The sequence below is a fragment of the Streptomyces sp. NPDC006997 genome, assembly GCF_040635175.1.
Classification (GTDB): Bacteria; Actinomycetota; Actinomycetes; order Streptomycetales; family Streptomycetaceae; genus Streptomyces.
The window spans coordinates 129086-141906 of the sequence record NZ_JBEYHH010000020.1 but is presented as its reverse complement, the minus strand read 5'-3'; the positions used below and the strand labels follow the sequence as shown (position 1 = coordinate 141906).

At 72.8% G+C, this 12821-nt stretch carries 11 protein-coding genes; 5 read left to right on the top strand and 6 right to left on the bottom strand.

The features are described 5' to 3' along the window. Window positions 1–87 precede the first annotated feature (87 nt). From ABZ659_RS21485 to ABZ659_RS21465, 5 genes are all read right to left on the bottom strand, one after another. Window positions 88–1017 carry an LLM class flavin-dependent oxidoreductase gene (locus ABZ659_RS21485; protein WP_360222293.1) on the bottom strand — a complete coding sequence of 310 codons (930 nt, stop codon included), beginning with the start codon at window positions 1015–1017 and terminating at the stop codon, window positions 88–90. Then, window positions 1014–2612 (bottom strand): FAD-dependent monooxygenase, encoded by a 1599-nt coding sequence (locus ABZ659_RS21480; protein WP_360222290.1) that lies wholly within the window; start codon window positions 2610–2612, stop codon window positions 1014–1016. Before ABZ659_RS21480 ends, ABZ659_RS21485 begins: the two co-directional genes overlap by 4 nt. 59 nt (window positions 2613–2671) lie before the next feature. Then, complete coding sequence (locus ABZ659_RS21475; protein ID WP_360222287.1) at window positions 2672–3460, bottom strand: arylamine N-acetyltransferase; 789 nt, start codon at window positions 3458–3460, stop codon at window positions 2672–2674. A 44-nt stretch (window positions 3461–3504) separates the two neighbouring features. Beyond that, entirely contained in the window at window positions 3505–4521 is a 1017-nt protein-coding gene (locus ABZ659_RS21470; protein WP_360222284.1) for a ketoacyl-ACP synthase III, read from the bottom strand. A gap of 302 nt (window positions 4522–4823) precedes the next feature. Then, complete coding sequence (locus ABZ659_RS21465) at window positions 4824–5387, bottom strand: NADPH-dependent FMN reductase (RefSeq protein WP_360222281.1); 564 nt, start codon at window positions 5385–5387, stop codon at window positions 4824–4826. 157 nt (window positions 5388–5544) lie between these two features. Here ABZ659_RS21465 and ABZ659_RS21460 point away from each other — a divergent pair, with 157 nt between their 5' ends. Continuing rightward, complete coding sequence (locus tag ABZ659_RS21460) at window positions 5545–6048, top strand: MarR family transcriptional regulator (protein WP_360222278.1); 504 nt, start codon at window positions 5545–5547, stop codon at window positions 6046–6048. A gap of 90 nt (window positions 6049–6138) precedes the next feature. Here ABZ659_RS21460 and ABZ659_RS21455 read toward each other — a convergent pair whose 3' ends face one another. Next, a complete protein-coding gene (locus ABZ659_RS21455) occupies window positions 6139–6810 on the bottom strand; it encodes a TetR/AcrR family transcriptional regulator (protein WP_360222275.1) in 672 nt (223 codons plus the stop codon). A 191-nt stretch (window positions 6811–7001) separates the two neighbouring features. On the opposite strand from ABZ659_RS21455, the gene ABZ659_RS21450 reads away from it, so the two are divergent. The 4 genes from ABZ659_RS21450 to ABZ659_RS21435 all read left to right on the top strand — a co-directional run bounded on the left by ABZ659_RS21450 (window position 7002) and on the right by ABZ659_RS21435 (window position 12272). Further along, window positions 7002–8261: an MFS transporter gene (locus ABZ659_RS21450; protein ID WP_360222272.1), complete on the top strand. Its 1260-nt coding sequence runs from the start codon at window positions 7002–7004 to the stop codon at window positions 8259–8261. Between the two features lie 303 nt (window positions 8262–8564). After that, window positions 8565–9722 (top strand): transposase, encoded by a 1158-nt coding sequence (locus tag ABZ659_RS21445; RefSeq protein ID WP_360222269.1) that lies wholly within the window; start codon window positions 8565–8567, stop codon window positions 9720–9722. 82 nt (window positions 9723–9804) lie between these two features. Next, complete coding sequence (locus ABZ659_RS21440; protein WP_360222266.1) at window positions 9805–10698, top strand: arylamine N-acetyltransferase; 894 nt, start codon at window positions 9805–9807, stop codon at window positions 10696–10698. Then, window positions 10698–12272, top strand: coding sequence for an AMP-binding protein (locus tag ABZ659_RS21435; protein WP_360222361.1), 1575 nt, complete (start codon window positions 10698–10700; stop codon window positions 12270–12272). Before ABZ659_RS21440 ends, ABZ659_RS21435 begins: the two co-directional genes overlap by 1 nt. Window positions 12273–12821: the final 549 nt, after the last annotated feature.

Genomic DNA, 12821 nt, shown 5'->3' with positions numbered 1-12821 from the left:
GGCGGGCGTGGCAGCCACCCGGCGGGCGTGGGAGGGCGCCGTCACCTCGGGGCCGCGGCGCGCCGGGCCGGTCCGGCGCGGCGGTGGTCAGCCCGCCAGCAACAGGGAGCGGGCCTCGGCGAACAGCTCGTACTGCCGGTAGGGGTCGTCGTCATCCGCGCCGGAGGGGACCAGGACGAACCGCCGTGCGCCGGCCTCGGCGTACTCCCGCAGGCGTTCGGCCACCTGGCGGGGGGTGCCGCCGAGGCCGATCTCGCTGGCCGCCGCGCGGTCCAGGCCGTACTTGGCGCCGAGCCGGTCGGCGACCACGGCCGACGCGGTGGCCGCGGCACCGGCGCGCTCGGTCATGCGCAGGAACACGTAGATGCCGACCGGCGGCGCGGGTACGCCGCGCTCAGCCGCGATCCGCTCCAGCTGGTCCGCGTCCTGCGCGAGCCGCTTGGGCGACTTCAGGGACGCCAGCCAGCCCTGGCCGTGGGTCACGGCGCGCAGCAGGGCGCTCCCGGAGCCGCCCCCGATCCAGACGGGCGGCATGGCGACGGCCGGAGCGAGGGTCGCCGTGGGCCGTCCGGGCAGGTCGGTCAGAGCGGTGGGTTCACCGGCGAGCAGACCGGGCAGCAGGCCCAGCAACTCCTCGGTGCGTCTGCCGCGCCCCTGCGGCGGAACCCCGGCCGCTGCCCACTCGGCCCGGTCCCCGCTCCCCACGCCGACGCCCAGGACGACCCGGCCGCGGGAGAGGTGCTGGAGGGTGCCGATCTGTTTGGCGGCCCATGCCGCGGAGCGCAGGGCGAGCAGCATGACGCCGTAGCCGACCTCCACGCGCTCGGTGGCCGCCGCCGCGGTGGCCAGCACCAGGGACGGGTCGAGGACGGGGAAGCCCGCGCTCAGCCGGTCCCCGACCCACACGGAGTCCAGTCCGAGCAGTTCGGCGTGCCGGGCTACCCGGCCGAGGTCGGGGTTGGTGCGCTCCCCCGCGATCGAGTTGACGGGCAGTTGGACGCCCACGTGGTAGGTCATGCCGGGCCCCGCTTCCCCAGCGTCAGGACGGCACCGAGCTCCTGTTCCAGTCGGCCGAGGTCCTCCTCGTGGCCGTGGGCGGCGATGTGTCCGTCCGGGCGCACCAGGTGGTAGCCGGGCCGACGACAGCCGACGGCCGCGGCGGCGGTCCCGCCAGGCAGGGTGACCACGCGGAGCCGCGGTCGCCGGGCCACGATGTGGTCGATCTCGGCACGCCAGCCACCGGGACAGCGGGAGCTCTCGGTGACCACGAGCGTCCAGGCGGTGCGGTCGGTGCCGGGGCCCGCGAGCTGGTGGGCGAGGGCGTGCTCGCGCGGGAAGAGGGCGCCGACCCCGACGCCTCCGGGCAGCCGGGCGAGCCGCTGGCAGGGCGACCAGCCGGAGGGCAGTTGTGTGGCGCGTCGCGGGAGGTAGCGCTGACGGCGCCCGGCCAGGACGGGGGCGTAGAGGCGGGCCACCGCGCCGGTGCGGTCGGCGAGCCGGAAACCGGCGTCGCGCGCCCACGTCCTGGCGCGGCCCCTCACCATCCACGCCTTGGTGTGCAGGTCGGTGTCGCGGACGCTGCGCCGGGTGGCCTCGGCCCGCTCCGGTCCGTAGCTGGCCAGCAGGGAGGCGGGCGAGTCACCCCGGATCACGGCGGCGAGTTTCCATCCGAGGTTGTGCGCGTCCTGGAGTCCGTTGTTCATTCCCTGGCCGCCGGCGGGGCTGTGCACGTGGGCGGCGTCCCCGATCAGGAAGACCCTGCCGAGCTGGAAGTCGGCGGCCAGCCGGGCGTGCACGCGGAAGACGGTGGTCCACACGGGTTCTTCGACGCGCACGCCGCGCGGGCCGCGTTCGTCCACGATGTCCTGCATCATGGCCACGCCCGCCGTCCGGGAGCCCCGGGGGAGCACGGAGAGGAAGCGGAAGACGCCGTCCGGCTGCGGTACGACCGCCAGGGTGCCCGTCGGGTCCTGGTAGTAGAGGATCTCCTCCGGGTCCAGGTTCCCGCGTACCCTGGCGTCGACCAGGGCGAACTCCAGACCGTAGGTGGACCCCTCGAAGCCGATGCCCAGTTGGCCGCGGACCGCGCTGCCGGCGCCGTCCGCGCCGACGACGTAGGGCACGCTGGCCCGTTCGATGACGCCGTCGGGTCCTTCGAGGACGGCGGTGACGTGGGGGCTGGCCTCGATGTCACCGGTGTAGTCGACATCCTCCAGGCACAGCAGCCGCACGCCGCGCTCCACCTTGCCGCCCAGTTCCTCCAGGCGTGCGGTGAGGATCCGCTCGGTCTCGTACTGCGGCAGCACGCGGGCGGCGTGCTGCCGCGGGATGTGGAAGGAGGCGAGGTGGTTACGGTCGGAGAAGTAGCTGAGGGTGCGGATGGTGCTCGACACGGCGAACACCGCGTCGCGCAGTCCCTGGTCCTCCAGGATGTCCATCGCCCGCGGGTAGATGGACAGCGCCCGGGGCACGCGCATCGGCTCGGGGCTCCGGTCGACGATCCGGACGCGGATCCCGCGGTTGAGCAGTTCGCAGGCCAGGAGGAGGCCGGACGGCCCTGCTCCGACCACGAGGACGTCGAAAACCGTATCGGAGTGTGTACCGCTCTTCATCGCCTTCCACTTTCTGGGTCGGTGGCTCGACTGGAGGCCCGCGGGGGCCCAACGGTCCGTCAGGCCCCGTCGGCGGGCATCGGGGGCAGGTGGGGCAGCCGGTCCAGCTCGATGCCGAACCAGCGTCGGCACGCGGCGGGGAAGGCGTCGTCATCGAGCACCTCGCGGACCTGCCGGCCGTCCTCGGTGCGGGAGAGCGTGCGGTCCAGCAGGGAGACGCGGCCGTCAGCGGTGACGATGGAGGCCCAGACCGATCCGCCGGTGACCGGGGAGTCGGGGGAGGTGCAGTACCACCAGAGGGTGGGGACGAAGTCCTCGACGTCACGTTCGCGGGTCTCGAGCCGGATCCGGGGGACGCCGTCGTGGACGATCGCCACGTCGCCGTGGTCTCCGTCGACGATCCGGTACTCGCCGTTGTCGTCCTTCTGGGGCTCGCGGTCCCTGAGCCGGAGCGGGCCGCGGCTGGCCCAGCGGAAGCCCACGTCGACCAGCCAGGGCTCGCCCTCGATGGTCACCCGGAGCATCATGTGCCCGCCGTGCACTCCGAGCAGCGGCTCCTTGCCGTTGTGCAGGGTGCGCGCCGGGAGCAGATCGACGGTGAAGCCGAGGCTGCGCAGGAGTACGGCGAAGGCGGTGTTCAGTTCGTAGCAGCCGCCCCCGCGCCGCCGGTCCACTATCTTCTCCAGTACCTCCTCGCCCATCTTCACGGGTACGCCGAGGTTGAAGTCGATCGTCTCGAAGGGCACCGACCTCAGATGGCGTTCCTGCAGGTGGGTGAGCGTCTTCAGGTCGGCCCGTTCGGGACGTTCGGCCCCGATGCGCCGCAGGTACGCGTCCACGTCGACCACGTGCGTCCTCCGCTCTCTCGTGTCCTGTGCCGCGCTTGGCGGCGTCACCACTCGACCAGGGCGTATCCGAAGGAGAAGCCGCCGCCGAACGCGCTGAGCAGCACCTTCTCGCCGGGCCGCAGGGCGCCTTCGCGCACTGCCGCGTCGAGCGTTACGGGGATGGAGGCGGCACCGGTGTTGCCGTACTCGTCCACCGTGGTGTGTAGGCGGGCCAGCGGGAAGCCGAGTTCCTTCTCCAGTTCGCCGAGCATCACCCCGTTGCCCTGGTGCGGGATGACGTGGGCGATCTCCTCCTTGCCGACGCCGGCCTCGTCGAGGAAGGCGAAGAGGGTCTCCGGGAGTTTCTCGGACACGATCTCCTTGACGCCGCGTCCGTTCATCACGAAGTGGTGGAGCCCGGCCGCGACGGTCGCGGACGTCACGCCGAGTCGGGTGCCGCCGGCCGGCACGCCGACCAGGTCGTGGCCCTCGCTGTGGGTGAGCAGCCGGGTCGCGGTCAGTCGCCGTCCGTCGCGCACGGGGCCGAGGACCACCGCCCCGGCCCCGTCGCCGAACAGGACCCGGGTGCGTCGGTCGGTGGGGTCGGTGATCCGGCTGTAGAGGTCGGCGCCGATGACGAGGGCGTGCCCGCCGCCGGTGGCGACCATCCGCTGGGCGGTGGCGAGCGCGTAGACGAAGCCGCTGCACACCGCGTTGAGGTCGAAGGCGGCGGCCGTGCTGGGGGCGTCGAGCAGATGGGCGACGAGCGCGGCCGTCGGCGGCTGCGGGGAGTCCGGGGTCGAGGTGGCCACGATGATCAGCGACAGGTCGTCGACCGGGACGCCCGCGTCGTCCAGCGCGCCCCGGGCCGCGGCTGCCGCCAGGTCGGACGTGGCCTCGTCGTCCTTCGCGAAGCGGCGTCGGTGAATGCCGGTCTTGCGGACGACCCACTCGTCGGTGACCCCCGCCAGCGGCCCGAGATCGTCGTTGGTGACCACGCGGGACGGCAGGTGAGCACCGGTTCCCAGGATCCCCACCGGTATCGGGGGTGTCCCGGCCCGGCCTGCGACTGCAACGTTCATCTGAGGCTCCCTCGGCGGTTTTCCTCTTCTGCGTCGTTATCATCAGCCGCTGTTCAGGTCCCGCTCAACGGTCTCCGAGGGAATCCGTCAGGTCGGCTCTTTCCCTCTGGCGGAAAAAGGAAAAGGCCGCTCTCCCGGGACGGGAAAAGCAGCCCACACGGCTAGGCAAAAGCCCGCATTCGATAGGTGACCGACCACGCGCCGGACCTCGCCCGGCCCGTGTCGTCCCGGATTCCGGGACCGACGTGACGGGGGATTTCTACGCCGGTCCCGGAAGTCTCCGCCGCTCCTCGGGCCCTCGGTCAGACCAGGAGGATGCGAGCCGCCAGCGCGTCGATGAGGTCGTTGAGCAACGACAGCGTCATCGGGTCGGTGACGTCACCCTCGGCGTTCACCCGCTCGTGGCAGTGGAACACGGCGACCTCGGGCTTGGCCAGGACATCGGCACCGATGGAGGCCAGGATCTGGCGCAGCGCGAGCTGGCCGCGGGACGACCCGAACGCCCCTGGCGAGGCGCCCGCGATGGCGATGGGCTTGCCCACCAGGATGCCGCCCGCGGGCTGGGTGCTGGTCCAGTCGAGGGCGTTCTTCAGCGCGGCCGGGACGGAGGCGTTGTGCTCCGGCGTGACGATGAACAGCCCCGCCGCCTCCGCCACGCGACGCCGCAATTCCACCACTTCACGCGGAGGATCGTCATGGTCGTGGTCCTGGTTGTACATCGGCAGCCGAGCGAGATCCTCGTAGATCTCGATGGTCGCCTTCCCGGAATTGTGCTTGACGGCGGCCTTCAACAGAGCCGTGTTGTAGGACTGCGCCCGCAGGCTTCCCGATAAGGCGAGAATGGTTCCCCGGTTTCCCTGGGCCATGGCAATTACCGTCCCTTGACGTGTGGTGCTGGAAGGGGGTGCGCGCCGCGGGTGGCGTGGGGCCGCCTCCCGCTCTAAGCTCCGTATCCATATCCGAACACCCCTGGTATCTGACTGTCAAGTCTCTTACCGTTCAGATACACACCGAGGAGACTCCATGACAGACGCAGTGGACGCCATCCGGGATCTGTGGCGCGCGGAACGCCCCGACCTCGACACCTGGCCGACGGGCATCGTGGGCCGTGTGCAACGGCTGAGCCGGATCCTGGAACGGGAGCTGCGGTTCTTCGACTCCCGGCACGGGCTGGAGGCAGGCGAGTTCGACGTGCTCACCACGCTGCGCAGGTCGGGCCCGCCCTACCGCATGACGGCGGGCGCCTTCCTCAAGGCGTCCATGGTCACCTCGGGGGCGGTCACCAAGCGCATCGACCGCATGGAGGCGAGGGGCCTGGTGGAGCGGGTACGCCCCGCGGGCGGCGACCGGCGCTCGGTGCAGATCCAGCTCACGGACAAGGGCATGGAGATGGTCGACGAGCTGTTCCCGCTGCACCTGGAGAACGAGAGCCAACTGGTCTCCGCCCTCAGCCGCGAGGAGTGCGAGGAACTCTCCCGCCTGCTGCGCCGCCTCCTGGAGTCCTTCGGGGACTCGTCACTGAACTGAGTCACCCTCCCCCGCCTGGAGGAGGGCGACGCGGACCGTACGGCGGCCCACGCGCCGCCGGGTCGGTTCCGCCGGGCGGTCGGCGACCCGTCAGGCCGTGGCCGGACCAGCGCCGTACAGCCGCAGGAAGGTGTCCACCCCGTCGACCACGATGCCGGTGGTCTCGGACTCGGGCAAGGTCAGCGCCCCGTAGAACGTCCGCTGGTTGACGTCCGTGACGGTCAGCAGATTGAAGTGGTTGGCGGCCCGCTCCGCGTCATCGAGGACGAGCAGGCCGAGGTCGGCGATCCGCCGCAGGTAGGGCGCGAGCTTCTTGTGGGAGGAGAGCGGCCCGACCTCCTTCCACACCTCCAGCACGTCGGGCGGAATACGGGTCACCTCGGCCTCGATGGTGCGCACCAGAGCGAAGTGGTCGGGGAACCTGGTGACCGCGGTGACCCGCTCCAGCCCGAAGCCGATGAGGTCCTCCCGCAGGTCGACGATCTTGCGGAGATGGCGTTCGAGGATCTCCCCGACAGCCTCGGTGACCTGCTGGGCGCCCTCCAGGGCGACCGTCTGGAAGAGCTGTTCCTTGTCGGTGAAGTGGTTGTAGATGGTCCGCTTGGACACCCCGGCCTCGACGGCGATGACGTCCACGCTGGCGCGGGAGTACCCCTCCCGGCCGAAGACGGCCCGCGCCGCCCGCGTGATGGCACGCCGCTTGTCCGGCATCCCCCGGCGCACACCCGTCGGCGCCGTCCCCGCGCCCGTGCCCATGCTCATGGCAGTCCTTCCCCGCGCCCGCGTTCCGCGCAGCCTACCCGGGTCCCCGCATCCCTCCCCCGTTCCACGGGAGAGCGCCGACTCCGGACGCGGTCTGATGGCCGAGACTGAGATTGCACTGTTCAGTGCAATGGGTACTCTACACGGTGTAGTTCATTTTGAACCGCACTCCGTGCCCCGAGGAGGCACCCATGCACCGCTCGTTACCCGAGAGGCCCGGCGCCCACGGCCGTACGCCGTCGCGCCCCGGCCCCGGCCGCGCCAGGACGGGGGCCTCCGACGGCGCGGCGATATCCGCGATTGCCCTGGGCCTGCTGGCCACCCCGACCGCACTGAGCGCCAACGCCACCACGATGACGCTGCCCGACATCGCCCGGGACATCGGCGTGTCCGTGAGCACGGCGACCTGGCTCGCCACCGTCTTCGGCCTGGCCGTGGCGGTGAGCACCCCGCTGACGGCGGCCCTGCTGCGCCACCGGGGCGTGCGGGTCGCCGTGCTGACGAGCGCCGCCCTGGTCGCCGTCGGCACGCTGACCGTCGCCCTGGCGGAGTCGATGCCGGGACTGCTGGCCGGCCGCGCGGCCCAGGCCCTCGGCGGCAGCGGCTTCGTCACCACCGCCATCACCCTCGCCGGGACCCCGCGCCGGATGGCCGTGATCACGGCGGGCAGCGGCATGTGCGGGGCGCTCGGCCCGCTTTCCGGCTCGCTGCTCACCGACGGCCTGTCCTGGCACGTCGCCCTCGCGCTCTCGGCCGTCGCCCTGCTCGCCGTCCCGCACGTCGCCCGCCGGGCGCCGACCCCCCGGCCGCGGACGGACGGCACCGCCTTCGACGGTGTGGGCGCCGCCCTGTCGGTCGCGCTGATCTGCTCCCTGGTACTGCTGGCCCGCTTCCCCGTCCCGGCGCTGACCGGCACGGCGGTACTGGGCGCCACCCTGGCCCTGTGGGTACGGCGCCGACCGGACGGCTTCCTTCCGGTCGCGGTGCTGCGCTCCCCCGTCTTCCTCCCCGTCGCCGGGGTCGTGTGCGCCCTGTCGACGGCGTACTTCGCGATCCTGTACACCGTGCCGCGGCTCCTGGAGGACGACGCGGGCTGGGACGCCGTCGACATCGGGGTGGGCAGCCTGGTCGCCCTGCTGGTCGGCTCCGCGGCCTCGTGGGGGATGGCCGCGCACGCCCACCGCATGGGCCGCTCGGCGGCGTTGGCGGTGCTCCTCACGCTGGGTGTGCTGGCCCCGGTGACCGCGGCCGCAGGGTCGGCGCCGGGACCGTGGCTCGCCGCGGCCGGGGTCGCGGTGTTCGTCGCGGCCTCCGGGCAGGCCATCCTGGCGCTGGTGGCGGGCGGCGCGGTGCCGGAGCGGCAGCGCACCACCGCGCTCGGCCTGTTCACCCTCTGCTACCAGCTCGGCGGCGCCTTCGGTCCCGCCATCGCCGCCCTGTTGCTGGCCTGATCCGACGGCCGCGGGCCCGCGCCGATGACATCCGGCAGCTCGGGCGACCGGTCCCCGGCTCCTGCCTCCCCGTACGTCCCCGTGCCACCACCCGGCTCCTCGCGGGTGGTGGCACGGCTACACCCGCGACGCCTCCGGGCCGCCCGCGGGGCCGACGGCCGCTGTGTCCGGCGCCACAGCGGATCCGCCGGACGGTGGGCCGCCCACCATTCCCCGCGCCGGACGGGTGGACGGAGTCCCTCCACTCACGCGGCGGCGGCCCCAAGAGTGGCGTGGAGTCGCCGCGAACCGAGGAGGGACCGGATGAGCACCATGCCGTTCATGGACACCGCCGTGGACGGGCGCGGGCGCAGACAACCGTCCGCTCCGCCCCAGGACGAGGTGGCGCGCGAACTGTGCGCCGCGGTGTTCGGCTCACTGCCCCGACGGGACCAACGCCACCGGGCCGAGCAGTACGTGCGCGGTCTGCTGTGCACCCCCGGCCGCAAGTCCATCCGCAACATCACCGCGCACCTCGGCGGTGACGCGGCGGCCGAGCAGCGCCTCCAGCACTTCATCACCAGCTCCACCTGGGACTGGCGTCCGGTGCGGGCCGCGCTCGTCGCATGGCTGCAAGCGGCGCACACGCTGTCGACCTGGGTGGTGCAGCCCTTGCCCATACCCAAGACCGGGGAGCGCTCGGTGGGCGTGGGCCGCCGCTTCGACCCCCATCTCGGCCAGATCCTCTGCGGGCAGCAGTCGTTCGGCGTCTGGTTCGTCTCCCCCGAGGTGGTCACCCCGGTGGGGTGGCGGCTGCTGCTGCCGGAGGAGACCCACGAGGACAGCGTCCTGGCCGCCGTACGGGAGACCGTGGGCACGCGCACGGCGCCCACGCGGCCCGTCGTGCTGGACGTGCGGGGCATCGACGTCAGGACGACGCTGAGCCGCCTGCCGCTGGCCGGTCTGCCAGTGGCCGCGCGGGCCGAGCCGGGCACCCGGCTGTGGGTCGCCGACCCGGCCATGCCGGGGTACGGGGCGGGCCCCCAGCCCGCCCGCGACATCCTCACCGCGGTGAAGGCCCTGCGCCGCCCCGTGGAGTGGTACGACGGCACCCTGCCCACCGATCCGCGCGTCTCCCTGGCCGCCGCGATGCCCGTGACGACGGCCGCCGGGCCCCTCTCCCGCACACCGCCCCTGCTGCTGGGCGAATGGGCGGATCCCCGCCGCGCCCCCGCGCAGTTCTGGCTCAGCAACATGCGGCTCCCCGTGCCGCCGCTGCTGCGCCTGACCAAGGAGGCGGGCCGTGTCAGCCGCGCGGCGGCGCACTACGCCCGCCAGACCGGCCTGCGGGACTTCGCCGGGCGCTCCCTGCCCGGCTGGCACCGTCACCTCACCCTCGCCTCCGTCGCCTGCGCCGTCCGGGCGCTGTCCGCCGTGCCCGACGAGGGCGCCGTGGCACGGCCCGCGGCCCTCACGGGCTGAGACGCCCGGTCTTCCCCACGGACCTGACGGACTGGCCCCGAGCCGATTGCCCGGCACCGACCCCCCTCGCAGGATCCGACACATGCCCATGGACAACACCGTGCTCAGCCCACCCGTCGCCGCCTCCGACCACCGGGACCCGCACTGGGAGACGGAGTCGTTCGATCCCGGCGCCTACCTGGCTCGCGTCGGCTACGCGGGGCCCCGCACCGCGACGGTGGCGACGCTGCACGCGCTGCACCGCGCCCACCAGACCGCCATCGCCTTCGAGAACATCGACGTGGCCCTCGGCCGGGAGGTCTCCCTCGACCTCGCCGACATCCAGCACAAGCTGGTGCGGTCCGGGAGGGGCGGCTACTGCTTCGAACAGAACCTCCTTTACGCGGCGGCGCTGGAGCACTTCGGCCTGCCCGTCACCCGGCTGCTCGCCCGAGTCCGGCAAGGCCGGTCCACGGTCCGCTACCGGGCCCACACCACCCTCCTCGTCACCGCCGAGGACCGGCTCTTCCTCACCGACGTCGGGTTCGGCGCGGAGGGCCCGCTCACCCCGTTGCCGCTGGCCGACGGAGCCACTGCCGGAAGCGGCGGCTTCCACTGGCGGCTGGTGCGCGAGGGGGACCAGTGGGTGCTCCAGACACTGCACGACGACGGCTGGTTCGACCTGTACGCGTTCCGCATGGAGCGCCACTACGCGGTGGACTTCGACGTCTCCAACTACTACACGGCGCACCACGAGCGCTCCACGTTCACCGGCAAGCTGGTCGCCATGCGCGGCGACGGCCGCGTGCAGCGGACGCTGACCAACTCGCGGCTCCTGACCCGCCACGCCGACGGAAGCGCGGAACAGGCCCACCTCACCGGCGACGAGGTGATCGACGCGCTGCGCGAGACCTTCGCCATCCGCCTGAGCGACCCCGACGCGCGGCTGCTGCGGCAGCGCCTGTCCACCACCTTCTCTTCGCCCCTGGAGGCATGATGGTGCTCCACCTGCCCGCCAGCAAGAAGCCGCTGTGGCTCGGCCTGCTCCCCGAGGAGGCCGCCGCCCGGCACCCGGGTGTCCCGGTCACCCTGGACCACGACATCGACTCGGCTCCGGAGGCCGGGCGCGAGCTGACCTTCGCGTCGCTCGCCGAACTGGTCGACGACCTGGCCGCGCGGCTGTGGGCGGCCGGGGTCCGGGCCGGTGAACACCTGGCGCTCTACAAGAGGCACAACTTCGACATCTACCTCCTGGCCTGCGCGGCTTCCCGGATCGGCGCCGTGCCCGTCCTGCTGTCCCCCGCCCTCGACGGGCCGACGGTGCAGGCCCTGCTGGACCGGCTGGAACGGCCGAACCTGCTGACGGACGAGGGCAAACTCGCCGGTGAGCTGGCCGCGCTGCCGCTCGCCAAGACGGCCGCCCGGGTGCTCGTGCCGCGCGGCGAGCACCCCGGCACCGTCTCGCTGGACTCCCTGACGGGCGCGCCGCGGCGCTCCCCGGTGCGGCTGGACGGTGACCAGCCCGCGCTGATGACCCACACCTCGGGCACCACGGGCGTTCCCAAGCTGGTCGTGCACACCGCGTTGTCGCTGCGCGGACGCTACCGGCCGCAGGAACAACTGGTCGGCCTGATCCGCCGCAAGGAGACCTACGCCGTGCACGTCTCCTTCGTGCACTCGCGGATGTACATGGCGCTGGCGGTGATGCTGGAGCACGGTATGCCGGTCGTGGTGATCGACGACGGGGAGCCGGAGCGGGTGGCCCCGCTGCTGGCACGGACCCGGCCGGGCATCATCGAGACCCACCCCAACACCTTCGTGGAGTGGGAGCGGTTGGTGGACCACCCGCTGCGCCCGCTGTCCCACGTCAAGTACTACAGCGGCACCTTCGACGCGATCCACCCGCCCACGATCCACAGGCTGCTGTCCGCCTCGCTGCGCCGCAACCCGGTGTTCTTCCAGTTCTACGGGCAGAGCGAGTGCGGTCCACTGGTCGCCCGCTGGTACACGCGGAAGAACGCGCTCCGGGCCAACGGCCGGTGTCTCGGCTACCCGCTGCCGGGCATGACGCACGTGCGGGTGGTCCCCCGGAAGGGGCGGCGCCCCTCGAAGAGGACACCCGGTTTCATCGAGGTGATGAGCGACGGGCGGGCCGTCACCTACTACGCCGAGGACGAGCGCTACCAGCAGGAGTGTGACGGCCGTTGGTGGCGTACCGGCGACGTCGGCTACCGGGACCGCCTCGGCAGGGTGCACGTGCTGGACCGCGCCGTCGACGTCATCGACAGCGTGGACTCCACGCTGGAGGTCGAGGACACCATGCTCGGCCGACTCGACGAGCTGATCGAGCTGGTCCTGGTGCCGGGCCCGGGCAACGAGCCCGTCCCGGTGGTGTGCACGAAGAACAACGTGCCGCTGGACCGGGCCCGCTGGCGGCGTGCCGTGACCGACTTCCCGCAACTCGCCGACCCGGTGCAGCTGCCGCTGTCGGAACTGCCGCGCACGGCCACGATGAAGGTCCAGCGGCTCGAACTGGCCCGTCGGCTCCGGGAACGGCTGGAACCGGCCTGACGCGGGGCCGCGAGGGGCGCACCGCGCACGGGGGCGGGCGCCAGGGGCGCCGCCCCTCCCCGCCAGCTCGCCCGCCGCCGCACGCGGACCGACGCGTGCGGCGGCGCACCGGTGACGCGCCCGGTCCGGACGGCTTCCGCGGGCGAACCGCTCGCGGGTGCCGTTCGTACCCCGCTCCGGGCCCGGCCGGAACCGGGGCCAGCGCCGTCAGGTCAGCTGTCCCCGGTAGGGCGCCCACCCCTCCGACCGGGACAACTGCCGTGAGTCCGGGACGGTCACCTCAGGCACCGCCCGGCAACCCACCGCTCGGCACGGGGCAGGGCCCCGCAGATCAGGAAACGGACGCGCACGACGGCGCGGCCCGGGCGGGCCCGTCCCCGCGTCCGCCTCAGGCGCAGGTGCGTATCCGGTCACGGAACTGTTTGGCTACCTCACCTCCGGTTATCCCCTTCTCGATGTCACCGTCCTCACATCCGGCGTCCTCGCGGGCGCGTTCCGCGTTCGGGGCGGCGCATCACTGCTGTTGGGCGACCTAGGATCCGAGGACAT